At 67.5% G+C, this 26,423-nt stretch carries 25 protein-coding genes and 1 pseudogene; 3 read left to right on the top strand and 23 right to left on the bottom strand.

The window, feature by feature from the left end:
• Window positions 1-12 precede the first annotated feature (12 nt).
• From FOZ70_RS31105 to FOZ70_RS31065, 9 genes are all read right to left on the bottom strand, one after another.
• Window positions 13-1,020: an SIS domain-containing protein gene (locus FOZ70_RS31105; RefSeq protein ID WP_048025680.1), complete on the bottom strand. Its 1,008-nt coding sequence runs from the start codon at window positions 1,018-1,020 to the stop codon at window positions 13-15.
• The gene (gene nagA / locus FOZ70_RS31100) at window positions 1,013-2,116 is read right to left on the bottom strand and encodes an N-acetylglucosamine-6-phosphate deacetylase (protein WP_048025681.1); all 1,104 of its coding nucleotides are present in this window, start codon (window positions 2,114-2,116) and stop codon (window positions 1,013-1,015) included. The genes FOZ70_RS31105 and nagA overlap by 8 nt, the downstream gene beginning before the upstream one ends.
• 99 nt (window positions 2,117-2,215) lie before the next feature.
• Entirely contained in the window at window positions 2,216-2,950 is a 735-nt protein-coding gene (locus FOZ70_RS31095) for a GntR family transcriptional regulator (protein ID WP_048025682.1), read from the bottom strand.
• Window positions 2,951-3,270: 320 nt separating this feature from the next.
• Entirely contained in the window at window positions 3,271-6,474 is a 3,204-nt protein-coding gene (locus FOZ70_RS31090) for an error-prone DNA polymerase (RefSeq protein ID WP_175896558.1), read from the bottom strand.
• A gap of 6 nt (window positions 6,475-6,480) precedes the next feature.
• The gene (locus FOZ70_RS31085) at window positions 6,481-7,986 is read right to left on the bottom strand and encodes a DNA polymerase Y family protein (protein WP_219707490.1); all 1,506 of its coding nucleotides are present in this window, start codon (window positions 7,984-7,986) and stop codon (window positions 6,481-6,483) included.
• The gene (gene imuA, locus FOZ70_RS31080; RefSeq protein WP_027789072.1) at window positions 7,919-8,626 is read right to left on the bottom strand and encodes a translesion DNA synthesis-associated protein ImuA; all 708 of its coding nucleotides are present in this window, start codon (window positions 8,624-8,626) and stop codon (window positions 7,919-7,921) included. Before imuA ends, FOZ70_RS31085 begins: the two co-directional genes overlap by 68 nt.
• Window positions 8,627-8,948: 322 nt before the next feature.
• Window positions 8,949-9,743 (bottom strand): ABC transporter ATP-binding protein, encoded by a 795-nt coding sequence (locus FOZ70_RS31075; protein WP_021163153.1) that lies wholly within the window; start codon window positions 9,741-9,743, stop codon window positions 8,949-8,951.
• A gap of 1 nt (window position 9,744) precedes the next feature.
• Window positions 9,745-10,641, bottom strand: a complete 897-nt coding sequence (locus FOZ70_RS31070) for an ABC transporter permease (RefSeq protein WP_021163152.1) — start codon at window positions 10,639-10,641, stop codon at window positions 9,745-9,747.
• A gap of 139 nt (window positions 10,642-10,780) precedes the next feature.
• Window positions 10,781-11,746: an ABC transporter substrate-binding protein gene (locus FOZ70_RS31065; RefSeq protein WP_059498612.1), complete on the bottom strand. Its 966-nt coding sequence runs from the start codon at window positions 11,744-11,746 to the stop codon at window positions 10,781-10,783.
• A gap of 333 nt (window positions 11,747-12,079) precedes the next feature.
• Between FOZ70_RS31065 and FOZ70_RS31060 the strand changes: the two genes are divergently transcribed.
• The gene (locus tag FOZ70_RS31060) at window positions 12,080-12,388 is read left to right on the top strand and encodes a VF_A0006 family four-cysteine protein (RefSeq protein ID WP_021164244.1); all 309 of its coding nucleotides are present in this window, start codon (window positions 12,080-12,082) and stop codon (window positions 12,386-12,388) included.
• Window positions 12,389-12,496: 108 nt separating this feature from the next.
• Here the strand turns inward: FOZ70_RS31060 and FOZ70_RS31055 are convergent, their stop codons facing one another.
• Together FOZ70_RS31055 and FOZ70_RS31050 are read right to left on the bottom strand one after the other, a co-directional pair.
• Window positions 12,497-13,312 (bottom strand): MetQ/NlpA family ABC transporter substrate-binding protein, encoded by an 816-nt coding sequence (locus FOZ70_RS31055; protein ID WP_048025688.1) that lies wholly within the window; start codon window positions 13,310-13,312, stop codon window positions 12,497-12,499.
• 204 nt (window positions 13,313-13,516) lie between these two features.
• Window positions 13,517-15,154 carry a methyl-accepting chemotaxis protein gene (locus FOZ70_RS31050; RefSeq protein ID WP_219707489.1) on the bottom strand — a complete coding sequence of 546 codons (1,638 nt, stop codon included), beginning with the start codon at window positions 15,152-15,154 and terminating at the stop codon, window positions 13,517-13,519.
• A 225-nt stretch (window positions 15,155-15,379) separates the two neighbouring features.
• On the opposite strand from FOZ70_RS31050, the gene FOZ70_RS31045 reads away from it, so the two are divergent.
• Window positions 15,380-15,670, top strand: a complete 291-nt coding sequence (locus FOZ70_RS31045; protein WP_021163754.1) for a YciI family protein — start codon at window positions 15,380-15,382, stop codon at window positions 15,668-15,670.
• 144 nt (window positions 15,671-15,814) lie between these two features.
• On the opposite strand, the gene FOZ70_RS31040 is transcribed toward FOZ70_RS31045, so the two are convergent.
• The 5 genes and pseudogenes from FOZ70_RS31040 to FOZ70_RS31020 all read right to left on the bottom strand — a co-directional run bounded on the left by FOZ70_RS31040 (window position 15,815) and on the right by FOZ70_RS31020 (window position 19,896).
• The gene (locus FOZ70_RS31040; RefSeq protein ID WP_042978155.1) at window positions 15,815-16,432 is read right to left on the bottom strand and encodes an SCO family protein; all 618 of its coding nucleotides are present in this window, start codon (window positions 16,430-16,432) and stop codon (window positions 15,815-15,817) included.
• A gap of 18 nt (window positions 16,433-16,450) precedes the next feature.
• Window positions 16,451-17,353, bottom strand: coding sequence for a heme o synthase (gene cyoE / locus FOZ70_RS31035; protein ID WP_006477738.1), 903 nt, complete (start codon window positions 17,351-17,353; stop codon window positions 16,451-16,453).
• 8 nt (window positions 17,354-17,361) lie between these two features.
• Entirely contained in the window at window positions 17,362-18,474 is a 1,113-nt protein-coding gene (locus FOZ70_RS31030) for a COX15/CtaA family protein (protein ID WP_021163752.1), read from the bottom strand.
• Between the two features lie 24 nt (window positions 18,475-18,498).
• A pseudogene (locus FOZ70_RS31025) lies at window positions 18,499-19,071 on the bottom strand (cytochrome C oxidase subunit I); the annotation flags it as partial.
• 114 nt (window positions 19,072-19,185) lie between these two features.
• Window positions 19,186-19,896 carry an SURF1 family protein gene (locus FOZ70_RS31020; RefSeq protein ID WP_042978157.1) on the bottom strand — a complete coding sequence of 237 codons (711 nt, stop codon included), beginning with the start codon at window positions 19,894-19,896 and terminating at the stop codon, window positions 19,186-19,188.
• Between the two features lie 84 nt (window positions 19,897-19,980).
• Between FOZ70_RS31020 and FOZ70_RS31015 the strand changes: the two genes are divergently transcribed.
• On the top strand, window positions 19,981-20,190 hold the full coding sequence (locus FOZ70_RS31015) for a twin transmembrane helix small protein (protein ID WP_011353273.1): 210 nt from the start codon (window positions 19,981-19,983) through the stop codon (window positions 20,188-20,190).
• 174 nt (window positions 20,191-20,364) lie between these two features.
• Here the strand turns inward: FOZ70_RS31015 and FOZ70_RS31010 are convergent, their stop codons facing one another.
• The 7 genes from FOZ70_RS31010 to FOZ70_RS30980 all read right to left on the bottom strand — a co-directional run bounded on the left by FOZ70_RS31010 (window position 20,365) and on the right by FOZ70_RS30980 (window position 26,302).
• The gene (locus FOZ70_RS31010; protein WP_021163749.1) at window positions 20,365-21,222 is read right to left on the bottom strand and encodes a cytochrome c oxidase subunit 3; all 858 of its coding nucleotides are present in this window, start codon (window positions 21,220-21,222) and stop codon (window positions 20,365-20,367) included.
• 166 nt (window positions 21,223-21,388) lie between these two features.
• Window positions 21,389-21,589, bottom strand: a complete 201-nt coding sequence (locus tag FOZ70_RS31005) for a DUF2970 domain-containing protein (RefSeq protein WP_021163748.1) — start codon at window positions 21,587-21,589, stop codon at window positions 21,389-21,391.
• A 16-nt stretch (window positions 21,590-21,605) separates the two neighbouring features.
• Window positions 21,606-22,214 (bottom strand): cytochrome c oxidase assembly protein, encoded by a 609-nt coding sequence (locus tag FOZ70_RS31000; RefSeq protein WP_011353276.1) that lies wholly within the window; start codon window positions 22,212-22,214, stop codon window positions 21,606-21,608.
• Between the two features lie 35 nt (window positions 22,215-22,249).
• Window positions 22,250-22,390 (bottom strand): cytochrome oxidase small assembly protein, encoded by a 141-nt coding sequence (locus FOZ70_RS30995; protein ID WP_027789063.1) that lies wholly within the window; start codon window positions 22,388-22,390, stop codon window positions 22,250-22,252.
• 80 nt (window positions 22,391-22,470) lie between these two features.
• Window positions 22,471-24,078, bottom strand: a complete 1,608-nt coding sequence (ctaD, locus tag FOZ70_RS30990) for a cytochrome c oxidase subunit I (RefSeq protein WP_021163746.1) — start codon at window positions 24,076-24,078, stop codon at window positions 22,471-22,473.
• Between the two features lie 43 nt (window positions 24,079-24,121).
• Entirely contained in the window at window positions 24,122-25,720 is a 1,599-nt protein-coding gene (coxB, locus tag FOZ70_RS30985) for a cytochrome c oxidase subunit II (RefSeq protein WP_059489832.1), read from the bottom strand.
• Window positions 25,721-25,777: 57 nt separating this feature from the next.
• Window positions 25,778-26,302 (bottom strand): DUF2244 domain-containing protein, encoded by a 525-nt coding sequence (locus tag FOZ70_RS30980; RefSeq protein ID WP_021163744.1) that lies wholly within the window; start codon window positions 26,300-26,302, stop codon window positions 25,778-25,780.
• Between the last annotated feature and the right edge of the window lie 121 nt (window positions 26,303-26,423).

Raw genomic sequence — 26,423 nt, 5'->3', positions numbered from 1 at the left:
CTGTCTCGGCTATCAGTGCGTTTCGGTGACTTTGTTCAGGTGGCGCGGCGTGTCGGGGTTGCGGCCGCGCGCGACGGCGAGATCCGCCGCCATCACGTAGAACGAAAGAATGGCGGCGATCGGGTCGAGCGCCGAATGGGCGGACTGCGCGAGCGGCAAGGTCGCGCCCGGCGTGCCGGCGGGCGCCGCGAGCAGCACCGCCGCGCCGCGTGCGCGCATGTCCTGCGCGAGCTGCAGCAGGCCGGCCTGCTCGGGGCCCGGCGGGGCGAACACGAGCAGCGGATAGTCTCGGTCGATCAGCTCCATCGGGCCGTGACGGACTTCGGCGCTCGAGAACGCCTCGGCCTGGATACCGGAGGTTTCCTTCAGCTTCAGCGCGGCTTCCTGCGCGATCGCGAGGCCCAGGCCGCGGCCGATCACGATCATCCGCTCGACACCCGCCAGCGCGGCGACGGCCTGCGACCAGTCGAGCCGGCCGGCCTGCGCGAGCACGTCGGGCAGGCCGCGCAATGCGGTCATCAGCGCGGCGTCGCGCTGCCAGTACGCGACGATCTGCGCGGACAGCGACAGCATCGCGATATAGCTCTTCGTCGCGGCGACCGACAATTCGGGGCCGGCGAGCAGCGGCAACTGGTGCTCGCACGCGTCGGCGAGCGGCGACGGCAGCACGTTCACGGCGGCGACGGTGCGCGCGCCGGCTTCGCGCAGCGCGGCCATCGTGTTGACGAGATCGGGGCTCTTGCCCGACTGGGAGAAGGCGATCGCGAGCTGGTCCTGCACCTTCAGCGGCGCCTGCTGCAGCGTGGCGACCGACATCGGCAGCGACGCGACCGGCACGCCGAGGCGGCTCATCGTCAGGCTCGCGAAATAGCTCGCGGCGTGATCCGAGCTGCCGCGCGCGACCGTCAGCGCGACGGCCGGCGGGTGATCGAGCAATTGGCCGGCGAGCGCTTCGACGCGCGCGGTGTCGGCGATCTGCGCGGCGACGACCTGGGCGGACTCGCGCGCTTCCTTAAGCATATTCGACAATCGATTCTCCTTCGACATAGGTCGCGGTGAGGTTCAGGTCGCGATCGAACACCGCGAGGTCGGCCCATGCGCCGCGCTCGAGGCGGCCGCGATCGGCGATGCCGAGGTAGTCGGCCGCATAGCGCGACATCCGGTTCGACACGTCGGCGATCGGCAGGCCGAGCGACACGAGGTTGCGCAGCGCCTGGTCCATCGTCAGCGTGCTGCCGGCGAGCGTGCCGTCGGCGAGACGCACGCCGCCGAGGCACTTCGTCACGTGCTGGCTGCCGAGCCGGTATTCGCCGTCGGGCATGCCCGTCGCGGACGTGCTGTCGGTCACGACGTACAGGCGCGGGATCGCGCGCAGCGCCGCACGAATCGCGCCCGGGTGCACGTGCAGCAGATCGGGAATGATTTCCGCGTATTCGGCGTGAGCAAGCGCCGCGCCCACCAGGCCGGGGTTGCGGTGATGCAGCGGCGACATCGCGTTGAACAGGTGCGTGAAACCGCACGCGCCGTGCTTGAGCGCGGCCACCGCGTCGTCGTAGGTCGCAAGCGAGTGGCCGAGCTGCACGCGCACGCCGCGCGCGGCCATCTCGCCGATGATCTCGATGTGGCCGGCGATTTCCGGCGCGAGCGTGACGACGCGGATCGGCGCGATCGACAGGTACTTCAGCACTTCGTCGAGCACGGCCGAGACGGCCGCGTCGGGCTGCGCGCCGAGCTTGCCGGGGTTGATGTACGGGCCTTCGAGGTGCACGCCGAGCACGCGCGCGCCGCCCGGCGTGCGGGTACGCGCGACGCTGCCGAGGTTGCCGACGACTTTCATCAGTTCGTCGCGCGGCGCGGTCATCGTCGTCGCGAGCAGGCTCGTCGTGCCGAATTGCGCGTGCGTGCGGGCGATCGTCTCGATCGCGTCGCCGCCTTCCATCACGTCGGCGCCGCCGCCGCCGTGCACGTGCAGGTCGATGAAGCCGGGCAGGATGTAAGGCGCGTCGTTCTTCGCGGGATCGACGGGCTTGCCGTCGAGTGTCGTGATGCGGCCGTTCTCGCTATCGAGCGAACCCTGAATCCAGCCGTCGGGGGTAAGGATGTTTCCAGTCAGCATGACGTTCTCTTGATGATCTGGTGACGCGGGTATCCGCGTCGTGATTTGCAATTCCGTGTCGTTGCTTCACGGCTGTCGCGCGCGGGCAAGTCTCGCGCGTCAGCGTTTCAGTTCGGCGACGAAGTCGTAGTAGTCGTCGCGGCAATACGTTTCGCTCACTTCGATCGCGCGCTGGTCGGCACCGTAGCCGATCCGCGTGATCACCAGCAGCGCCGAGCCCGGTTTCACCGCCATCCATTTCGCGATCGCGTGGGTCGCGTTCGCCGCGCGAAAGTGCTGCAGCGCGCGCACGACGGTCATCCCGCGCGTGTCGAGGTACTCGTACAGCGACGCGCCGAGCGCCTGCGGATCGGGCACCACCGCGGCCGGCAGCGTCGAATGCTCGACCGCCATCACGATGCCGTCCGCGCGGCGCAGCCGTTCGAGCCGCGCCACCGTCGCGCCGGGGGCGAGGCCGAGATGCGTAATCTCGTCGCGGGTCGCGGCGCGCAGCGTGCGCGACAGCCATACCGAATCGGGCACGAAGCCGCGCTGCTTCATCTTCGCGGTGAAGCCGACGAGACGCGACAGCGGATCGGCGACGCGCGGCGTGATGAAGCTGCCCGCCCCGCGCGCCCGCTTGATCAGCCCCTGCTCGACCAGCAGCGCGAGTGCGCGACGGGCCGTGATCCGCGATACGCCGACCGACACCGACAGCAGCCGCTCCGACGGCAGCGCCTCGCCGGCCCGCCACGCGCCGGCGTGGATCGCGCTCGCCAGATTGCGGGCGAGCTGCAGATAGAGCGGCGTGTCGCTGAGGGGATCGGGCGCCAGTTCGGACCAGCCGGTTTCCATGTGCCTCCGGGTGTCGGACGACGACCTCGGGCCGTCGAAAGTGAGGGCATTATATAACCACAATAATACCAGTCAACGAACTGGTATTAGCGACGCGGAAATCGCCGAAAGCCTTGCCCGGTAAGCGTTTTAGTTGCGAGAAAGCCTTTGTTTACAACGCGATGCGGGATAGGGATTTACCCGGATTGGTATGCAAGGGGACAGTTCAAGAGCCGGATTTGCCGGGCTTGGAGGGGTGGAAACGATACCGGAATAGAACCAGTTCGGCCGACTGGTATGCATCGGCGTAGGGGGGCCGGTACGACGGGTGCACCCCGGCATCAATGGAACTCGCGGCTCGACGTGCGCAGGCCGCCGAGCAGCGGCGTCAGATCCTCGAAATGCTGCGCAACGAGGTGCCTCACGTCGCTCGCGACCTGCCACACGCCGGACACGGCGAGCAGCCGCGAATCGAGGGTTTCACGGCGCTGCCGCGCGAGCAGCTCGGGCCGGACGATCAGGTTCACGCAGCCGGTTTCGTCCTCGAGCGTCATGAACATCACGCCTTTCGCGGTGCCCGGCATCTGCCGTGCGGTCACGAGCCCGCACGCGCGCGCGAGCCGGCCGTCGGGGCGGTCGTGCAGTTCGGCCGCGGACGACAGCCGCCGCGCGCGCAGCTCGGGCCGCAGCAGTGCGACCGGGTGGCGGTTCAGCGTGAGGCCGGTGGTGTGATAGTCGGCGAGGATGTCGTCGGCCTCCGACGGCGCGCCGAGTGCCGGCTTCTCCGCTTCGTCGATCGGTGCGGTCGCGAGCAGGTCGCGCTCGGGTGCCGCGGCGACCGCTTGCCACAGCGCGTCGCGGCGGTGGCCGGCGAGGGTCGCGAGCGCGTTCGCGGCGGCGAGCGCCTCGAGATCGCGGCGTTCGAGCTGCGCGCGGCGCGCGAGAGTGTCGACGTTGTCGAAGGGGCCTGCCGCGCGTGCGGCTTCGATCCTGCGGACAGCGGCTTCTCCCAGACCGCTCACGAGCGACAGCCCGAGCCGGACGGCCGGCTGTCCGTGCGGAGGCGGCTGGCCGGGCAGCGCTTCGAGCGATGCCTCCCAGCCGCTTTGCGTGACGTCGATCGGCAGGACCTGCACGCCGTGACGCTTCGCGTCCTGCACGAGTTGCGACGGCGGATAGAAACCCATCGGCTGGCTGTTCAGCAATGCGGCGAGGAAGATCGCCGGTTCGTGGCATTTGAGCCAGCTGCTGGCGTAGGCGAGCTTCGCGAAGCTCGCCGCGTGGCTCTCGGGGAAACCGTAATCGCCGAAACCCTTGATCTGCTCGAAGATCTGTTCGGCGAACTCGGGCGGGTAATCGCGCTCGCGCATCCCGTCGACGATCTTGCCGTGATATTGCTCCAGATTGCCCTTGCGCTTCCACGCGGCCATCGCGCGACGCAACTGGTCGGCCTCGCCGGCCGTGAAGCCGGCCGCGATCATCGCGATCTGCATCACCTGTTCCTGGAAGATCGGCACGCCGTACGTCCGTTCGAGTGCGGGCTTCAGGTCCTCCTTTGGATAACTGACCTTTTCGAGGCCCTGGCGTCGTTTCAGATAGGGGTGCACTGCCCCGCCCTGGATCGGCCCCGGCCGCACGATCGCCACCTCGATCACCAGGTCGTAATAAGTGCGCGGCCGCAGGCGCGGCAGCATCGACATCTGCGCGCGCGATTCGATCTGGAACACGCCGACCGTGTCGGCGCGGCAGATCATGTCGTAGGTTGCGACGTCATCCTTCGGAATGTGCTTCAACGTGAACGGCTTGCCGTCTGCCTTCGGCGGGCCTCGCCATGCGGTGCGCATGTCGAACGCGCGATGCAGCGCCGACAGCATGCCGAGCGCGAGCACGTCGACCTTCATCAGCCCGAGTGCTTCGAGATCGTCCTTGTCCCACTGGATCACGCGCCGCCCGTCCATCGCCGCGTTCTCGACCGGCACGAGCCGCGTGAGCTTGCCGCGGCTGATCACGAAACCGCCCGAGTGCTGCGACAGATGGCGCGGGAAGTTCAGCAGCCGCGCGGCGAGCCGGGCCCACGCCTGGATGAGCGGCGTCTCGGGATCGAGCCCGGTCGTCGAGAATTGCTGCAGCAGGTCGCGACTGCCGTCGAACCAGCGATGCGCTTTCGCGACGCGATCGACCAGCACCGGATCGACACCGAGCGCCTTGCCGGTCTCGCGCAGCACGCCGCGCGGACGATAGGTCGATACGGCGGCCGCCAGTGCGGCGCGATCGTGCCCGTACTTCTCGTAGATATGCTGAATCACTTCTTCCCGGCGCTGATGCTCGAAATCGACGTCGATATCGGGCGGCTCGCCGCGTTCCACACTGATGAAGCGCTCGAACAGCATCGTGCTCTGATCGGGATCGACCTCGGTAATGCCGAGGCAATAGCAGACCACCGAGTTCGCCGCCGAGCCGCGTCCCTGGCACAGGATGTTCTGGCTGCGCGCGAATTTGACGATGTCGTAGACGGTCAGGAAGAACGGCTCGTAATTCAGTTTCGCGATCAGGGCGAGTTCATGCCGGATCTGCCTGGCGACTTTCTCCGGCACACCATTCCAGTAACGCCGGGCCACACCCGCCCAGGTCTCCTGCTTCAGGTAGCTCGTCGGCGTATGCCCGCGCGGGACGAGTTCGAGCGGGTATTCATACTTCAGGTCGTCGAGGGAGAAATTGCAGCCGTCGAGCATCGCGCACGTCTGCGCGATCTCCTCCGGCGCAAACAGCTTCCCGATCCGCCCGCGCGCACGCAGATGCTGCTCCGCATTCGGCGCGAGCGCATAACCGCATTCCGCGACAGGCATCCCGACACGAATCGCCGTCATCACGTCCTGCAGTTCCTTGCACGAGCGCCGGTGCATCGTCACGTCGCCGAGTGCGACGATGCGCACGCCGCGCCGCTCGCCGGCCGCACGAATCTCCTCGCGCTGCGCACCGTCCAGCGCGCGCTGCAACTGCACGAGCCCGAGCCGTGCACGCTCGCCGAACGTCGCGCGAAACCACGCGACCTGTGCATCGAGCACGTCCGCGCGCACCGGGTACGCGGGCACGAGAATCGCGAAGCAGTCGGGCATGCCGCGCAGGTGTGCGAATGCCTCGGGCGGCCTCGACAGCATGTGCGACGTCAGCGTGTACGTCCCCTTCGGCGCTTCCATCCGCCGCCACGAAATCAGCTCGGACAGGTTGCCGTAGCCTTCCCGATTCTGCGCGAGCAGCACGAGCCCGAACGCGCCGGGGCCCGGATCGTGGCCCGGTGCAACTTCATCCGGTGTGACTTCGAAGTACGAACCGATGACGAGCGGCAACCCTTTCGCCTTCGCCGCGACGTGCATGCGCGGTGCACCGGCGAGCGAGCATTCGTCGGTGATCGCGATCCCGCGATAGCCGAGTTCCACCGCACGCTCGACCAGTTCTTCCGCATGCGACGCGCCATGCAGGAACGAAAAGTTCGAACGGCAGAACAACTCCGCGTAATCGGGCAGCCAGCTGAATTCCGCAACCATGACCGTTCACCCGAACAGGCCGTGCAGGAACCAGCGCGGCTCGGCCTCGCTCGCTGCCCGCTCCTTGAACACCCAGTAGCACGCACCGGTTTCGTCCTGCGCGACGTGGTAATCGCGTGCGGCGAGTTGCCCATCGAACCACCCGGCCTCGATCCGTTCCACCGACGACATCATCCTGAGCGGCGTATGAAATACCGGCCGCTCCCCCCGCATCAACAGCGGCAGCGGCTCGTCCAGCAACCATGCGGGCCTCGGCGGCACGGCCGGCGGCCCGCCGGCCGGCTTGCCGGCCTGCGCATCGAGCGGCAGCCAGCGGTTCGCGGCCTCGGGCCGGTGATCGGCGACGGGTGCCGCGCGCAGCACGTTCTCCGCGCCGAGCCGTGCGACCAGCAGCTCGAACAGCCGCGCGCGCGTCTCTTTCGTGCCGCCCGGCTCGGGGAACAGATCGTCGGCCGGCGGCGCGACCGATTCGACGCGCGTGGCCGTCAGACGCACCGCGATCACCGCGGCCGGCAACTCGACGCGCGCGAGCCGCTCGCCGAGCAGCCGCATGAAGTGCGTCTCGTCGCGCACGGGCGCGGCGAACGCGAATTCGAGCGGCGTCGGCGGCACGGCCTGGCGGCCGCGCTCGTGCTCGAGATCGAACGTCATCGCGGCCAGCGACAGCTGCCGCGCGGCCAGCCAGCCGCACAGCTGCACGACGAGCCGCCGCGCGGCGAACAGCACGGCTTCCGCGTATTCGACGCGCTCCGGCAATTCGAGCCGCACGTCGAACACCGGCGGCACCGCCATCCATGCGAGCGGCTCGACCGCATCGCCGTACGCGCGATCGAGCGCGGCCAGCAACGCGGGACCGCAGCGGCGCTGCAGCCCCGCGCGCGGCAGGTTGCGCAGGTCGGCGAGCGTGCGGCAGCCGAGGCCGTCGAACCAGCCCGCATACGGACGCGCCTCGGGCAGCAGCACGCACGGCAGCCTGTCGAGCGAACGCACGAGCGACACCTGGCCGGCGACGCGGCGCCGGATGCGTGCACGGGCCGACACGCGCGCGAGCAGCCACGCGCCCCGCCCGGTCGGTGCGGCGGACAGGCGCGCCGCATAACCGAGCGCCGCGAGCGTCGCGCGCACCTGTCGGCACAGCGACGGCAGGCCGCCGAACAGGCGCAGGCTCGGGCCGACGTCGACGATCAGCGTGGCTTCGTCGTCGAGCGCGACGCACGGCGAAAAGCGCAGCAACGCGAGCGCGACCGCGCGCAGCGCATCGGCCTCGCGCGCGGAGTCGCGTTCGACGAGCCGCGTGTGCGGCGCGAGCGTGAGCACGCCGCCGCGCTTCATGCCCGCGCGCACGCCCTGCCGGCGCGCGGGTGCATCGGCGATCAGCACGACACCCTGCTCGAGCACCGCGCAGCCTGCTTCGTCCGCTTCGTCTACGCGTTGCGCCGCGCCGTCAGACGGCGGCGGGGCGCACACGTCGAGCGGCAGGCGCGGCAGATGGATGCCGAGCAAGACGCGCATAGCGGCTCTCCACGATGGGCGACGGCAGGTCGAGCACGAGCGGCTCGCCGCGTGCGGGGCCGCGACGCTTGACGATGTCGAGCGACACGCCGCCCGGCACCGGATACAGCGCGACACGCAGCACGGCCGGCGACGGTTGCCGCGCGGCCGACAGCGGACGCAGCATCACGAACAGCGTGTCGCCCGTGCGCGCGGCCGCGAGATGCAGGCGCCGCAGCGCATCGGGCCGGGCGTCCTGCCAGAGCAGCAGCGCGCCGCAGCACCCCGTCTTGAGCGCCTGCTCGGCAGCCCACAGCGCATCGGTGCGGCTGCCGGCACGCAGCCACAGCAGTGCGTCGGACGGTACGCCGAGGCTGGCGAGCGCGGTCGCATGCGGCGCTTGAGGCGGCGCGACGAGCGCAAGCGGACGGCGCGCGCTGACGGTGCGGGCGAGCGCGGGTGCGAGCAGCCGCATCTCGCCGCAGCCCGGCTGCGCGGCCAGCAGTTCGACGAGCCCGCCGACCGGCCAGCCGCCGCCCGGCAGCTCGGCCGACAGCGGGGCGAAGCCGGTATCGATCGTGCGCGGGCCGCCGCGCGCGAGCTGGGAACCGCGCCAAAGCGACGGATGAAGGGATTCGGGAGAAATGGAGGATGCGAGCATGACGCCACCCACAACTGTATGGATATACAGTATATGGCAATGCGCTCGCGTCGCACAGCACCGGCGCGAAACCGGTTTTCGTCAGAGGAAAAACGACGGGCAAGCCGGCGCGGTCGTCATGTTACGCCGCACCGGAGCGGGTATGGCCGGATCGTGCCGCCCGAACGCGCGCCACCGCCAACCGGGCCGAATTGCCGCCCCACCGCGCCACCCCAATTCGTCGGGCTGACTCGTCGGGCTGATTCGCCGGGCCGGCACGCCACCCCTCACGCGAACCGGCACGATGCAACACCCCGCGCCGCGCCGGCCCGCCAGCCGCCCGTCAGCCGAGCAGCAGCGCGTCGTCGTCGAGCTGCTCGTGACGCACCTTCTCGAACATCTGCAGCAGGTCCGGCACGTCGAGCCCCTTGCGCGCGTCGCCCGACACGTCGAGCACGACCTGCCCCTGGTGCAGCATCACCGTGCGGTCGCCGTAGTCGAGCGCCTGCCGCATGCTGTGCGTGACCATCATCGTCGTCAGCTTGCTCTCGGCGACGATGCGCGCGGTCAGCTCCAGCACGAACGCGGCCGTCTTCGGGTCGAGCGCGGCCGTGTGCTCGTCGAGCAGCAGGATCCGCGACGGCCGCAGCGACGCCATCAACAGGCTCACCGCCTGCCGCTGGCCGCCCGACAGCAGCCCGATCCGGTCGGTCAACCGGTTTTCCAGCCCGAGGTTCAGCAGCCGCAGCTTGTCGCGGAACAGCTCGCGCGACGGCCGGTCGAGCGCCGCGCGAAAGCCGCGCCGCGCGCCGCGCGCCATCGCGAGCGCCATGTTCTCCTCGATCGTCAACGCCTCGCAGGTGCCGGCCATCGGATCCTGGAACACACGCGCGACGAGGTGCGCGCGATCCCACGCGGCCTTGCGCGTGACGTCCGTGCCGTCGATCGAGATGCGTCCCGCATCGACGGCCTGGTCGCCGCTGATCGCATTGAGGAAGGTCGATTTGCCGGCGCCGTTCGAGCCGATCACCGCGACGAACTGGCCGTCGGGAATCTCGAGCGACAGCCCGCGCAGCGCGCGCGTCTCGATCGGCGTGCCGGGATTGAACGTCAGTTTCAGGTCTTGTGCGGACAGCATGTCAGGCCCCTCCGTTCTTGCGCGCGAACAGCTTCTTGCGCGTTGCCGGCAGCACCAGCGCGATCGTGACGAGCGCGGCCGTCACGAGATTCAGGTCCTGCGCCTTCAGCCCGATGAATTCGCTGTTCAGCGCAAGCGCGATGAAGAAGCGGTAGACGATCGCGCCGAGCACGACGGCGAGCGTCGTCAGCACGAGCCGGCGCGCCGGCAGCAGCGTCTCGCCGATGATCACCGCGGCCAGCCCGATCACGATCGTGCCGATCCCCATCGAGATGTCCGCGCCGCCCTGCGTCTGCGCGAACAACGCACCGGCGAGCGCGACGAGCGCGTTCGACAGCGCCATCCCGGCGAGCGTCGCGCGGCCGGTCGCGATGCCCTGCGCGCGCGCCATCCGCGGGTTCGCGCCGGTCGCGCGCATCGCGAGGCCGAGCTGCGACGAGAAGAACCAGTCGAGGCCGAGCTTCGCGACCACGACGACGATCGCGAGCAGCGCGGGGCGCAGCACGTAATCGGGCATCCAGTCGGGCTGCAGCACGGTGAAGACGGTCGGCTCGGTGATGAGCGGCACGTTCGGCCGGCCCATGATCCGCAGGTTCACCGAATAGAGCGCGATCATCATCAGGATGCTGGCGAGCAGGTCCATGATCTTCAGGCGCACGTTGAGCCAGCCGGTGATGAAGCCGGCCACCGCGCCCGCGACGATCGCGATGCAGGTCGAGCTGAACGGGTCGTAGCCGGCGGAGATCAGCGTCGCGGCGACGGCGCCGCCGAGCGGAAAGCTGCCGTCGACGGTGAGGTCGGGGAAGTTGAGGATGCGAAACGAGATCAGCACCCCGAGGGCGACGAGGCTGAAGATCAGGCCGATCTCCAGGGCGCCCAGAAACGAGAACAGAGACATGATGGGGAAATCCTGTTGCTTCCCGGCCGGACGTGTACGGCCGGGCGAAGCGAACGGGCGGCCCCGGGTGGGAGCCGCCCGTCCGGCGGTGTCGTTCAGGCCCGGATCGGGCCTGCAGGCGCGGCGCTCGGGCCGCGGCTTACTTGATGACCGTCTTCGCGTCCTTGAGCAGATCCGGCGCGAGCGTCACGCCCTGCTTCGCGGCCGCGCCCGTGTTCGCGAACAGCTCGAGGTTGCTGCTCGTTTCCGACGCGATCGCGCCCGGCTTCTCGCCCTTCAGGATGCGCGCGACGACCTTGCCCGTCTGGCGGCCGAGGTCGCCGTAGTTGATGCCGAGCGCCGCGATGCCGCCGCGCTTCACGCTGTCGGTGTCGCCGGCGACGAGCGGGATCTTCGCTTCGTTCGCGACCTTCACGAGCGCTTCGTACGCGGACACGACGTTGTTGTCGGTGTTCGTGTAGATCACGTCGACCTTGCCGATCAGGCTTTTCGCGGCCGGGCCGATGTCGACGGTACGCGGCGCGGCCGCTTCCTTCAGCGTCATCCCCTGCTTCGCGAGGATGTCCTTCAGCTCCTTCACGACGACGACCGAATTCGCCTCGCCCGGGTTGTAGACCATGCCGACCGTCTTCGCGTTGGGCACGACGCGCTTGATCAGCGCGACCTGGCGATCGAGCGGCAGCTTGTCGGACACGCCCGTCACGTTGGTGCCCGACGGGCCCCAGCCCTTCACGAGCTGCGCGGCGACCGGATCGGTCACGCCCGAATAGACGACCGGCACGCTCTTCGTCGATGCAACCACCGCCTGCGCGGCCGGCGTCGCGATCGCGACGATCACGTCGGGCTGGTCGCCGACGAACTTGCGCGCGATCTGCGCGGCCGTGCCCGTATTGCCCTGCGCGCTCTGGTATTCCCACTTGAGCTTGTCGTCGCCGTAACCTTCCGCCTTCAGTTCGGCGCGCACGCCGTCGCGGATCGCATCGAGCGCCGGGTGGTCGACGATCGACAGCACCTTGACGGTCTGGGCGTGCGCGGCACCGGCCAGCGCGAGTGCGGCCACGCCGGCCGTGATCGAACGGATCGCGAAAGTCTTGAAACGCTTCATGGGTGTGTCTCCCCCGTATTGTGTCGGTTCTGGATGATGGATTCCCGCCGCCGTCGTGCGGGCGCCGCCACGCGTGCGACGCGGTGGCGGCCGGCCCGTGCGCGCCCCGGGAAGGCGCGCAGCGGCGAACGCACGAGGATACCATTTCCGCAGACCACCGCCTGACTCCCGGCTTTCTTGAAGAGGCCGGGCCGCGGCGCCCGCCGGGGCGCCGCGACCGCGCGCGAAGCCCGGCCGGCGGCGGTTTCGGCCGGGGCCGGCGCAACGCGTCAGCCGTGCTCGCGGCTTTACGTTATGCTGTCGGCCGACCCAGTCCACGCCATCGGAGGCGACATGAAACGGGGGATCCGAGCCATCGCATTCGCGGCTGTCGCGCTGGCGTTGCCGGGAGCGGCGTTCGCGCTGACCGACGGCAGCGCGCAATACGACGACTGCATGCTCAATGCGCTGCGCGAGAGCCGCAACGGTGCGGCGGCCCAGTTGATCCAGCGCTCGTGCGACGCGCTGTACCGCAACAACGCGATGCTGCTGCCGCGCGAGCGGCGCTTTCACGAGTGCGTCGTGCAGTCGCTGCCAGGCGTGCGCGACAACTATGCGATCCAGCAGATCATGTCGATCTGCTCGCGGCGCGGCGAGATGTGAGACGGCGCCGAACGCGGCATCCCGCGGCCCCCCGCCCGGCCGCGCCAATGAAAAAGGGCCTGCGCGATGCAGGCCCTTTCGTTCAGCTGTCTGGCCGGTGTGCGGCGTTCAGAACGACGCGACCATCGAGCCCTTGAACTGCTTCTTGATGAATTCGCGCACTTCCGGCGACTGGTACGCCTTGACCAGCTTCTTCACCCACGGCTGGTCCTTGTCCTTCGCGCGCACGGCGATCAGGTTCGCGTACGGGCTCGTCAGCGATTCGAGCGCGATCGCGTCCTTGGTCGGCTGCAGGTTCGCGGCGAGCGCGTAGTTCGTGTTGATCACGGCCGCGTCGACGTCCGACAGCACGCGCGGCAGTTGCGCGGCGTCGAGTTCGGAGATCTTCAGCTTCTTCGGGTTCTCGGCGATGTCGAGCACCGTCGCGTTGTTGCCGCCCGTGCCGGCGCCCGCCTTCAGCTTGATCACGCCTTGCGTCTGCAGCAGCAGCAGCGCGCGGTTCTCGTTCGACGGATCGTTCGGCACCGCGAGCTTCGCGCCTTGCGGCAGGTCCTTCAGCGTCTTGAACTTCTTCGAGTACACGCCGATCGGCGAGATGTAGGTCAGGCCCGCGCTGACGATCTTGTAGCCGCGCTGCTTCACCTGGCTGTCGAGGTAGGGCTGGTGCTGGAAGCTGTTCGCGTCGAGGTCGCCCGAATCGAGCGCCGCGTTCGGCTGCACGTAGTCGTTGAACTCGATGACCTTCACGTTCAGGCCTTCCTTCTCCTTCGCGACCTTCTGCACGAGCTGCCACACTTCCGCATCCGGGCCGGCCACCGTGCCGACCTTGATCACCTTGTCTTCGGCGTGCGCGCCTGCCGACAGCGTCAGCGCTGCGCCGGTGGCCAGCACGGAAAATACCTTCAGGAGACTGCGACGCTTCATCTGTTTCTCGCTTTCTTGCTTACTGAAAATAGGGCGCGATACGGGTAAGCCCCGACTCGCAGGAAGGGGCAAATGGTGTCACAGGATCGGCGGGAAGTGAAATACATCCCGCTCATATGGGTATGCACCGCAGCGGTGCCGGCGGAAGCTGCGCGACTCGGCCGTTAGTTGCGTTTGAGCGACGTGCGCGTCAGCCGGTGCGCGTCACGCCGCCGTCGCATGGTCGGCCGCCTTCGTGCCGAATGCAGGCTCGCCCGTCTGCCCGCCGGCCCGGCGCGACGACAGGCCGTCTGCATCGACGACCCGGAACGCGCCGACCGCATCGCGCAGCCGCGCGGCCTGTTCCTGCAGCGACGCGGCCGCCGCCGCCGCTTCTTCGACGAGCGCCGCGTTCTGCTGCGTCACCTGATCCATCTGCGTGACCGCGCGCCCGACCTGCGTGATGCCGCTCGCCTGCTCCTCGGACGCGGCCGCGATCTCGCCCATGATGTCGGTCACGCGCGCGACGGCCTGCAGGATCTCGCCCATCGTCGTGCCGGCCTGGCCGACCAGCGTCGAGCCGTTGCGCACGCGCTCGACCGAGTCGACGATCAGCTCGCGGATCTCCTTCGCAGCCGTCGCGCTGCGCTGCGCGAGCGAGCGCACTTCGCCCGCGACCACCGCGAAGCCGCGGCCCTGCTCGCCCGCGCGCGCGGCTTCGACCGCCGCGTTCAGCGCGAGGATGTTGGTCTGGAACGCGATGCCCTCGATCACGCCGATGATGTCGGCGATCTTGCGCGAGCTGTCGTCGATCTCGCCCATCGTGCCGATCACGCGGTTCACGACGTCGCTCCCCGTGCGCGCGATCTCCGATGCGTTGTTCGCGAGCCCGCTCGCCTGTCGCGCGTTGTCGGCGTTCTGCTTCACCGTCGCGGTCAGCTGCTCCATGCTCGCGGCGGTTTCCTCCAGCGACGCGGCCTGCTCCTCGGTGCGCTGCGACAGGTCGTCGTTGCCGGCGGAGATCTGGCGGCTCGCCGATGCGATCGATCCGGCCGACTGGCGAATCCCGCCGATCGTCGCCTGCAGGCGGGCCTGCATGTCGTGCATCGCGGCCATCATGCTCGTACGGTCGCCCGCGCGCACGGGCACCGGCTGCGTCAGGTCGCCCTGCGCGATGCGCGCCGCGAGCGCGGCCGCTTCGTCGGGCTCGCCGCCGAGGCTGCCGCGCACGTTGCGGATGATCACCAGCATCGCCGCGCTGATCACGAAGCCGATCACGAACACGACCGCGAGGTGGCCGAGCAGCGTCCGGTAATAGATGGTGTCGATGTCCTTCAGGAAGACGCCGCTCGAGATGTTCCAGTCCCACGGCGTGAAGCGCGTGACGTAGCTGATCTTCGGCACGGCGGTTTCGCTGTGCGGCAGGCGCCCGCGGTACTCGGCGAAGCCGCTGCCGGTTTCCTTCGCGGCGTTCAGGATCGTGACGAACAGCGGCTTGCCGTCCGGGTCGAGATAGTCGCCGACCTGCGTGCCGACCAGCTTCGGCAGCGTCGGATGCATCAGCACGACCGGCTTCGAGTCCATCACGAACACATAGCCCGAATCGCCATAGCGCATCGCGGCCAGGCTCGCGAGCGCGTCGCGCTTCGCGTCGGCCTCGGGCAACGTGCCGCCCTGCGCGAGTGCGTGATACGCCTTCACGATGCCCGCCGCCGAGTCGACGAGATTCGCGATGCCTGCCTTGCGTTCGGCGAGCATCGTCGCGCGCGTCTCGTATGCGCTCCATGCGCCGACGCCCAGCAGACCGACCCATACCAGCGCAAGCGCGAGCCACAGCTTGCGGTTCAAACTCATTCTGCTCATCTGCGTGCCTTTGTCGATGTCGATGCGCACGCTGCGCGCGAACGGCCCGCCCCGCGCAAACGCTTGCCTTTTTATTTACGGCACCGAGGCTTACAACTTGAATACGCGCGGGTGCGGCAAACCGCCGGTCGGCCGGCCGCCCGCAGCGCGACAGCCCGCATCCGCTGTGCTAAAAAGACCGGCTCGCCGGCACACGAGGAGCCGGCACCATTCCGGGGGCCATCCATGTACGTCATCGACATCCACTACACCGCATCGCTCGAACACATCGACGATGCGCTCGAACGCCATCGCGCATTCCTGCAGCCGCAGTTCGACAAGGGCATCTTCATCGCGGCCGGGCCGAAGGTGCCGCGCGAAGGCGGCGTGATCCTCGCGGCCCGCATCGATCGCGACGAGCTGGACGCGATCCTGAAGACCGATCCGTTCGTCACCGAGGGGCTTGCCACGTATCGCGTGACGGAATTCCGGATCACGCGTGCCGCATCCGGCTTCAACGTACCCGCGCTGCCGTAACGCGACATGCGACGCGTGCGCGATGCGCGCGCGCCGACACGCCGCCCGACGGGCGGCGCATGCGAACAACGAGGAGAGAACCAGGGTGACGGCGCGTGACGGCCGTCACACGCAACGCCGGGCCGGGCGCCCGGCGGCTGCCGGTCAGTCGACCAGCAGCTTCAGGTCGTGGACCCACGGGCCGGGGCCCTGGCCGTCACGCACGAACAGGCGCAGCTTGCCGTCGCGGTCGAACACGTAGCTCGCGGCGGTGTGATCCATCGTGTAGCTGCCGGGCGTCTTGCCGGGCACCTTCGCGTAGTACACGCGGAAATCCTTCGTGACCTTCTTCAGCGCGGCTTCGTCGGCCGGCCGCAGGCCGATGAACGACGGATCGAACGCGGGCACGTACTGGCCGAGCAGCGCCGGCGTGTCACGCTCCGGGTCGACGGTGACGAACAGCACCTGCACGCGTTTCGCGGCATCGGGCCCGAGCTGCTTCAACGCTTCGGACAGCTCGGCCATCGTCGTCGGGCACACGTCCGGGCAGTGCGTATAACCGAAGAACATCACGACGGCCTTGCCCTTGAAATCGCCGAGCGTGCGCACCTTGCCGGCCGTATCGGGCAGCGAGAAGTCGCTGCCGAACTGCGTGTTGCCGGTGATGTCGAGATTCTGGAATTTCGGCGCGTTGTCGCATCCGGCGAGCAGCAGCGCTGCCGTGAATGCGCATGCGAGCATCCAGCCTTGGCGCGCGCGGCGCCCGAACCGTGATTGGAGCATTGCGTTCAAACCGTGCGGTTACACGCCGAGCAGCGGGCGTGCATAGTGATCGACGAGCAGCGCGGCAAACAGCAGCGACAGGTAGACGATCGAGTAGCGGAAGGCCTTGCGGGCGAGTTCGTCCGAATAGTCGCGATGGATCTTCCACGCATACGCGAGGAACACCGCGCCGAGCAGCACCGCGCTCGTCAGGTAGACGGCCCCGCTCATCCCGGAGATGAACGGCATCAGCGTGACCGCGAACAGGATCACCGTGTACAGCAGGATGTGCAGCCGCGTGAACTTCTCGCCGTGCGTGACGGGCAGCATCGGCAGCCCCGCGTTTTCGTAATCCTTGCGGCGATACAGCGCGAGCACCCAGAAATGCGGCGGCGTCCACACGAAGATGATCAGCACGAGGATCCACGCGTCGCCCGGCACCGCGCCGGTGACCGCGGCCCACCCGAGTGCCGGCGGCATCGCGCCCGACGCGCCGCCGATCACGATGTTCTGCGGCGTCATCGGCTTGAGCAGCAGCGTGTAGATCACCGCATAACCGACGAAGGTGGCGATCGTCAGCCACATCGTCAGCGGGTTCGTGAACGTGTAGAGCGTCCATGCGCCGACGCTGCCGAGCACGGCCGAGAACAGCAGGATCTGCGGCGTCGTGATCTCGCCGCGCGCGGACGGGCGCCACGCGGTACGGCGCATCATCGCGTCGATCTTCTGTTCGACGAGGCAGTTGATCGCGAACGCCGCGCCGGCCAGCAGCCAGATGCCGACCGTACCGCCGATCAGCACGTGCCACGGCACCATGCCCGGCGTCGCGAGGAACATGCCGATCACCGCGCAGAACACCGCGAGCTGCGTGACACGCGGCTTCGTCAGCGCCATGTACTGGGAAAAGCGGCTACCGGGCGATTGGGAGAGGGTGCTTTGCATGGGGGCGGTCACGCCGGGGCGGCGTCGCGCGCAGGCTGCGCGACACGGCCGGGGCGGCTTGAAAGGATGCGAAAGTTTAACATGACGACGAGCAGCAGCAGGATCGCGGCCCCGCCGTTGTGCGCGACGGCGACCGGCAGCGGCCACTGCAGCACGATGTTGGTCAGGCCCGTCACGAACTGCAGCAGGACGACCAGCAGCACGCCGTTCGCGGGCCGCCGCAGCGATTCGAAGCGGCGCATCTTCAGCGCGAACGCGACCAGATACGCGACCACGACGAACGCGAACGTGCGGTGCGTCCAGTGGATCGCGACCAGCGCGTCCTGCGTGATCGCGTCGCCGTCCTTCGTCATTCCGAGCGCGCGCCACAGGTGGAAGCCGTGCTGGAAGTCCATCGGCGGAATCCACTGGCCGTTGCAGGTCGGGAAGTCGGTGCATGCGAGCACCGCGTAGTTGGTGCTCACCCAGCCGCCGAGCGCGATCTGCACGACCAGCAGCACGAGCGCCGCGAGCGCGGCCGCGCGATAACGGCCGGCTTCCGGATCGTACGACGGCAGCGGCGTCTGCCGCGCCGCAAGCCACCCGAGCGTGCCGAGCAGCGTGAGGCCGAGCAGCAGGTGGATCGTGACGATCACCGGCTGCAGCTTCATCGTGACCGTCCACGCGCCGAACGCGCCCTGCACGAGGATCAGCAGCAGCAGGCTCGTCGGCCACCACGGCGACACGTGCAGCGGGCGGCGGCGCAGCCTCGCGGACCACGCGATCACGACCTGCGCGATGATCAGCACGCCGATCGCCATCGCGAAATAGCGGTGGATCATCTCGATCCACGCCTTCGTCATGCTGACGGGGCCCGTCGGCATCGCCTGGTGCGCGGCCGTGATCGCGGCGTGCGCGATGAACGGCGACGACGTGCCGTAGCAGCCCGGCCAGTCAGGGCAGCCGAGCCCCGAGTCGGTCAGCCGCGTGAAGCCGCCGAACATCACGAGGTCGAGCGTCAGGAAGGTGGTGATCCACACCAGCTTGCGAAACTTGTTGTCGTCGGCCTTCACCCACACGTACGACAGCGGCAGCAGCGCGATGCACAGGCCGATCAGGCCGAGTTGCAGTAGATACGACATCGGTTCTTTGCCTCTCGTCTTGCCTTAGCCGATGCTCGACCACTTCAGCAGCTTCGTCACGTCCGACTTGATCTTGCTGGGGTTCGGATCCTTAGGGAAACGCATCATCAGGTTGCCGTTCGGGTCGACCAAGTAGAGGTGGTCGCTGTCCTTCGTGCCGGCATCGGCCGGCAGCCATGCGGCCACCGCGGCCGGATCGGCGACGAGCCGGCGCGTGTCGGGATAGGCATCCAGCACCTTCTGCGGCATCGCGCCCGCGTCGCTGCGCAGCCACACCATCGTGATCCGGTGCCGCTCGCCTGCCTGCGTGACGCGGATCTGGCGCATGAAATAGAGCTTCTGCGCGCATGCGTCGTCACACGCGCTGCGGTCGGTCATCACGAACAGCCACACGCCGCGCAGCGACGACAGCGGCACGGTCTTGCCGGTTTCGTCGGTCACCTGCAGATCCGCGGGGATCGGACGCTGCGGCTCGATCAGCGTGCCGTAGTTCGTCGAGCCGCCCTTCGGCTTGATCACGTAATAGGTGAAGTACGACGCGATCATCGGTGCCGCGCACACGAGACCCAGCAGCACGAGCATCCAGCGGCCGCGCTTGCGGGCCGCCGGCGACATCGGCGCAGCGGCCGAACCCTGACGGGAAGATTGCATGGACAAATCAGACCTCTCGAAACGAACCCGCGGCGCCGGCGCCGCGTCCTGGCATGGCGCTCACGCGCCGGACGACTTCTTCGCCGCACGCCGCGCGGCGTACAGGCCGAAGCCGAGCGCGGCCGCCGCCATCGCCCACCACTGAAACATGTAACCGTAATTGCGCTCGACGCCGGTCGTCGCCGCCGGCCAGTCGCGCACGAGCTTGTCGCCGTCGTCGCTCGTCTGCTGGATCACGAACGGCTGCAGCGGCAGCCCGGTTTCCTTCGCATACGCGGCGACGTCCAGGTTCTGCCGGATCTTCTGGTGCGCCGCCGACCCGCCTTCGCCGAGCTCGAACGCACGCGACGCGTCGGCACGCGCGATGCCCACGATCTCGACGTCGCCCGCCGGCGTCGCGAACGGCTCGATCGCCGTGCGATCGGCGATATTGCGCGGCAGCCAGCCGCGGTTCACGAGCACGACGCCGCCGCCCGTGAGTTTAAACGGCATCACGACGTAAAAACCCGGCTGGTCGTTATACGGCCGATTGTCGAGGAACACCGCCTGTTCAGGCAGGAAACGGCCCTTCGCCCGCACGCGGTGAAACTCGATCGACGCGAGCGGCATCGGCTGCGCGCCGACGTCGACGGGCGCCGCCTGCTCGTAGCGCTCGATGCTCGCCTGCAGCGCTTCCTTCTGGTGCGCGCGGTCGCGCTGCCAGAAACCGAGACGGATCGTGACCGCGACGACGACGAGAATCAGCAGCGCAGGCAGCCAGCGAATCTTCATCATGCGGCCCGCCCGGCATGTGCCGGAATGCGAAGTGCGATAATTATCCTCTTCCTTCCGAATTGCCGTCGTCCGGTTCGTGTCATGCACATACTCGTTCCCATCGCCTTCGTCCTCATCATTGCCAGCATGGGCTCGGCGCTCTACTTCATGATGCACGACCGCGGCCACACGAAACGCATGGTCTGGTCGCTCGCCACCCGCGTCGGGCTGTCGGTCTCGCTGTTCCTGCTCATCCTGATCGCGAACTGGATGGGCTGGATCCATTCGACCGGCCTGCCGATCGGGCGTTGATGTCGCTGCCGCGGCTGCCGCTGTGACATTTCGCCGCACGGCCGCGCCACCAAGCAAAAGCGCCGCCTGACTGAGTCGCGGCGGCGCCAGGGTGGTGTCGCTCGCAGCCTCGCTGCCGCGCCCACGACACCAATGAAAACGGCCCGCGCATTGCTGCGCGGGCCGTTTTTCCATTTACAGCCAGTAGACGACGACGTACAGGCCGAGCCAGACGACGTCGACGAAGTGCCAGTACCACGCGGCGCCTTCGAATGCGAAGTGGTGATCGGGCTTGAAGTGGCCGCGGATCATCCGCACCAGCACCACCGCGAGCATCGTGCCGCCGAGGAACACGTGGAAGCCGTGGAAGCCCGTCAGCAGGAAGAACGTCGAACCGTACACGCCCGAGTTCAGCGTCAGGTTCAGTTCGTTGTACGCGTGGTAGTACTCGAAGCCCTGCAGGAACAGGAAGCAGATACCGAACACGAGCGTCGCGGCCAGCCATGCGATCGCCTTCTTGCGATGGTCGTCACGCAGCGCGTGGTGCGAGATCGTCAGCGTCACGCCCGACGACAGCAGGAACGCGGTGTTCAGCGTCGGGATCGGCCACGGGCCCATCGTCTTGAAGTGACCGGCGAGTGCTGCCGGGCCTTCGTTCGGCCACACGGCGGAGAAATCCGGCCAGATCAGCTTGTAGTCGAGGCTGCCGAGCTGGTGCAGCGCGATTTCACGTGCATAGAACAGCGCGCCGAAGAACGCGCCGAAGAACATGACTTCCGAGAAGATGAACCAGCTCATGCTCCAGCGGTACGACTTGTCGACGTTCTTGCCGTAATGACCGCCTTCCGACTCGGCGATCGCGTCGCCGAACCAGTGATACAGCGTGAAGAGCAACCACAGCAGGCCGAGCAGTGCCGTAAACGGCGCCCAGTCGTGACCGTTGATCCACAGCGCCGCCGATCCGAGCATGACCAGCAGGCCGGTGGCCGCACTGATCGGATGGTGCGACGGATGCGGCACGAAATAGTACGGGGTCTGGTTTTGACCGCTCATGCTTGATTCTCCACTTCTGTCCAATTTGTGTACCGGAAACCGCTCCGGCTTTATTTCTTGCGCGGCGTGACCGCCACCGCTCTTTCCTGCACGCGGCGCCGTGGCGCCGCGCACTGCATTCTTTCGTGGCCGTGGGCCGCTAGCCGCGCGCCGCTAGCCGCACGCCTCAGCCCACGACGGCACGCACGATCAGGATCAGCACGCCGATGAACACACCGGCCGCCAGCAACGCGACGATCAGCACGTGCAGCGGATTCAGCTGCGTCGCGTCGGCCTCCAGGTCGCGCCGCTTGCGCACCCCGAAGAACGACCACAGCACGGCCTTCAGCGCCTGACCGAACGACCCGCCCCGCTTGACCTCCGTCATCGCCCCGCCTCCGTCGTCATGCGTCCGGCTTCGCCGCGCCCTGCGCCGCGGTCTTGCCCGGCGCCGGCGCCGGCGTGGCCGGCGTATTCAGCTCGAAGAACGTGTAAGACAGCGTGATCGTCTTCACGTCCTTCGGCAGTTTCGGATCGATCACGAACACCACCGGCATCTTGCGCGATTCGTTCGCGGCCAGCGTCTGCTGCGTAAAGCAAAAGCACTCGATCTTCTTGAAGAACTCCGTCGCCTGCTTCGGCGCGTAGCTCGGAATCGCCTGTGCAACGACCGGCCTGCCCTGCCCGTTCGTCACGTCGTACACGATCGTCGTCAGCTCACCCGGATGCACGTCGAGGCTGTTGTGCTCCGGCTTGAAACCGAGCGGGCCGCGCGCATTCGCGTCGAACTCGACCGACACCGTGCGGCTGGTGTCGACCTGCGAATTCTTCACCTCGCGCTCGCTCACATCGCGCTGCACCAGGTTGTTGATGCCGGTGATCTGGCAGATCGCCCGGTACATCGGGATCAGCGCGAAGCCGAAACCGAACATCAGCCCGGCCACGACGAAGAGCTTCACCAGCATCGAACGATTGAACGCGCGATCGACGGCGCCCTCTTCCGGCTTCGACATACGACAACTTCCTCGCTACTGCGTCTGTTGCTGCATCAGTGAGTGGACAGCCACCACTGCTTGATCACGACACCCACAAAAAAAACGGCGGCGATGACGAGCAGGATGAGGCCGAGCCGCTTGTTGCCCGCGCGGATCTGCTCGGGCGTTCGTCTTTGTTGTGGATTCCGGTTCATCTGAAACTTCGCTGACATTTCAATTCCGCGCCCGCCGCGCCTGCCTGCGCGGCAGGCAACGGCGGAGCGCAGGGTGAAACTTATTCGACGTGCGGCGGTTGCTCGAACGTATGGAAGGGAGCCGGGCTCGGCACCGTCCACTCGAGGCCCGTCGCGCCGTCCCACGGCTTGTCCGACGCCTTTTCCAGCTCGCCGCCGCCACGGTAGGCCGGCAGCGCGACCGCGAACAGGAAGTACACCTGCGCGAGGCCGAAGCCGAATGCGCCGATCGTCGCGACCTGGTTGAAGTCCGTGAACTGCGCCGGGTAGTCCGCATAACGACGCGGCATGCCGGCGAGACCGACGAAGTGCATCGGGAAGAACGTCAGGTTGAAGAAGATCATCGACGCCCAGAAGTGGATCTTGCCGCGCGTCTCGTTGTACATCCAGCCCGTCCACTTCGGCGCCCAGTAGTACCAGCCCGAGAACAGCGCGAACAGCGAGCCCGCCACCAGCACGTAGTGGAAGTGCGCCACCACGAAGTAGGTGCCGTGATACTGGATGTCGAGCGGCGCCATCGCGAGCATCAGGCCCGTGAGGCCGCCGAACGTGAACACGAACAGGAAGCCGATCGCGAACAGCATCGGGGTTTCGAAGGTCATCGAGCCGCGCCACATCGTCGCGAGCCAGTTGAACACCTTCACGCCCGTCGGCACCGCGATCAGCATCGTCGCGTACATGAAGAACAGCTGGCCGGTGACCGGCATGCCCGTTGCGAACATGTGGTGCGCCCAGACCATGAACGACAGGATCGCGATCGAAGCCGTCGCGTACACCATCGAGCTATAGCCGAACAGCGTCTTGCGTGCGAACGCCGGGATCACCTGCGACACGATCCCGAACGCCGGCAGAATCATGATGTACACCTCGGGGTGGCCGAAGAACCAGAAGATGTGCTGGTACATCACCGGGTCGCCGCCGCCTGCCGCGTTGAAGAACGACGTGCCGAAGTGACGGTCGAACAGCACCATCGTGATCGCGCCCGCCAGAACCGGCATCACCGCGATCAGCAGGTACGCCGTGATCAGCCACGTCCATGCGAACATCGGCATCTTCATCAGCGTCATGCCCGGTGCGCGCATGTTCAGGATCGTCACGACGATGTTGATCCCGCCCATGATCGACGACGCACCCATGATGTGCACCGCGAAGATCGCGAAGTCCATGCCCGGGCCCATCTGCGTCGACAGCGGCGCGTACAGCGTCCAGCCGGCGGCCGTCGCGCCGCCCGGCGCGAAGAACGAACCGACCAGCAGCACGGCAGCGACCGGCAGCAGCCAGAAGCTGAAGTTGTTCATCCGCGCGAACGCCATGTCGGATGCGCCGATCTGCAGCGGAATCATCCAGTTCGCGAAGCCGACGAACGCCGGCATGATCGCGCCGAACACCATGATCAGGCCGTGCATCGTCGTGAGTTCGTTGAAGAACTCCGGACGCATGATCTGCAGGCCCGGCTCGAACAGCTCGGCCCGGATGCCGAGGGCCATCACGCCGCCCGACAGGAACATGATGAACGAGAACAGCAGGTACAGCGTACCGATGTCCTTGTGGTTGGTGGCGAACAGCCAGCGCCGCCAGCCGTGCGGCATTTCGTGCGCGTGGTCGTCGTGCGCGTGGTCCGCGGCTACGTCGTGCCCGATGCTAGACATGAGAATCTCCTAATGCGAATACGTCGACTAACTCAGCGACACGTCAAGCCGCCGGCCCGATCTCGACACGCCGGGCTTCCTTCGCGTCCGCCCCGCCCGTGATCGTTTCCGGCTTTTTGAGAATAATGTGGTCTTCCGCCACGCCTGCTGCCTTCAGCGCGTCGCGCACGGCTTGCGCGCGATGCTTCGCCAGTTCGGCGTTCGCGTCGGCCGAGCCCGTCTTGTCGGTGAAGCCCGACAGCGCGAGCTTCGCGTCCGGATGTGCCTTCGCATAGTCGGCCGCGGCGGCGATCGCCGCTTTCGCGTCGGCCGGCAGCACGCTCTTGCCCGTCTCGAAGTAGATCGTCGACAGCGCGGCCGATGCCGCTGCCGCCGCCGGCTGTTCAGCGGCGCCCGACGCGGCTTGCGCCGGCGCCGAAGCCGCTTCTGCCGGTGCCGCTGCCGCGCCCGCCGCATCTTCCGGCATCTTGCCGTTACGCGCGTCGGCCACTTGCTTCGGCTGCAGCAGGTCGTTCTTGTGGTTGCCCCACGAGTTGCGTTCGTACGTGATGACCGAAGCGATGTCGAGATCCGACAGCGACGCCCACGACGGCATCGCGCCCTTGCCGTGCAGCACGCGCTCGACGTGGCCGGCGATCGGGCCGTTCACGATCGGGCTGCCGTCCATGGCCGGGAATGCGCCGAGGCCCTTGCCGCTCACCTGGTGGCAGGCCGCGCAGTTCGCCTTGTAGACTTCCTCGCCGTGCGCGACGAGTTCGGCCATCGTGTAGACCTTGTTCGGATCGACTGCGGCGCCGGCCAGCTTGGCCTTCTGCGCGGTGACCCACTTCGCGTAGTCGTCGTCCGACAGGACTTCGACGACGACCGGCATGTACGCGTGTTCCTTGCCGCACAGCTCGGTACAGAAACCGCGGAACGTCCCGACCTTGTCGGCCTTGAACCACGTGTCGCGCACGAAGCCGGGAATCGCATCCTGCTTCACGCCGAACGCGGGCACGTACCACGAGTGGACGACGTCGTTCGCGGTCGTGATGATGCGGATCTTCTTGTTGACCGGCACGACGAGCGGGTTGTCGACTTCCTGCAGGTAGGTGTCGGTGATCGGCTTCTTGCCCATCACTTCGTCACGCGGGGTGGACAGCGTCGACAGGAAGCCGATGCCCTCGCCCGGGCCCTTCACGTAGTCGTAGCCCCACTTCCACTGGTAGCCGGTGACCTTGATCGTGAGATCGGCGTTGGTCGTGTCCTTCATCGCGACGACGGCCTTCGTCGCCGGCAGCGCCATCAGCACGACGATGACGAACGGCACGATCGTCCAGATGATCTCGACGGTCGTGCTTTCATGGAAATTGGCGGCCTTGTGGCCCTTGGATTTGCGGTGCGCGAAGATCGAATAGAACATCACACCGAACACGCCGACGAAGATCACCGTACACAGGATCAGCATCATCGTGTGGAGATCGTAGAGCTCCTCGGCGATTTTCGTGACCGGCGGCTGAAAGTTGATCTCGTTGACGCGGGGGCCGCCCGGGCTATCACCGACCGCCAGGGCGGCACCGGCAAAGAGCAATCCGCTGCATGCCAGCACGCCCGTGAGGGCTCGCTTGATTGTTTTCATAGCATCCTTACCCAAAATTTCCATTCAAACCCTCCCCCGTCGCAAGCCCCCGGCCCGTTTCCGGCCAGTGCCCGCGCCTCGTCAGCCGCAGCGCCTGAGCGATGCACGCAGTTCGTCGGCGAACTGCGCACGCTTGTACTGCGCGAGATGCTGCCCGATTACGACGGTCTGCCCGCGCGATACCAGCCGAATCGGATCGCGTGGCGTCGCACCCGGCTCGACCCGCACCCAGCGCGGGTTGAATTCGATCTGCGTGAGCCGCTCCGCATCCATCCGCTCGATCACGAGCCGGTGCGGATACAGCCTGATGCGCTCGTAATCGACCGCATGGCGAGCATAGATCGCAAATGCGACACCCACCGCCAGCAACTCGATTCCGGTGAAGGGCATGACGAGCCAGGCCCCCCGCCACATCAGCAATGTCGCGATCACCAGCGAGAAGCCCGCGAGCGACGCGTAAAACAGCACGAACTGGCGCGGCGACGCCGAACAGTTGCGTTTCATCAGCCAGTCTTCGAGGACCGGCTCGCCGTTCGTCGTCTCCGCCAAAACCCTCGCTGCTTCCATCGCCGCCTCACGCGAATGGCATGCGATGCATGCCTGCATCGGACTCGTCGCCCCGTATTGCGGGGACCCCGGGACGACAAGCTGACGCATTATAGGCGGGTTCAATGGCATCCACAAGCAAGCGGCTATCGCCCCGCAAGCCAAGCGCGACAAGCTTTCC

The organism is Burkholderia sp. COPS (genome assembly GCF_019425585.1).
GTDB lineage: Bacteria > Pseudomonadota > Gammaproteobacteria > Burkholderiales > Burkholderiaceae > Burkholderia > Burkholderia cepacia.
Note: the sequence above shows the minus strand (reverse complement) of the source record. Positions and strands in the feature narration are given on the sequence as shown.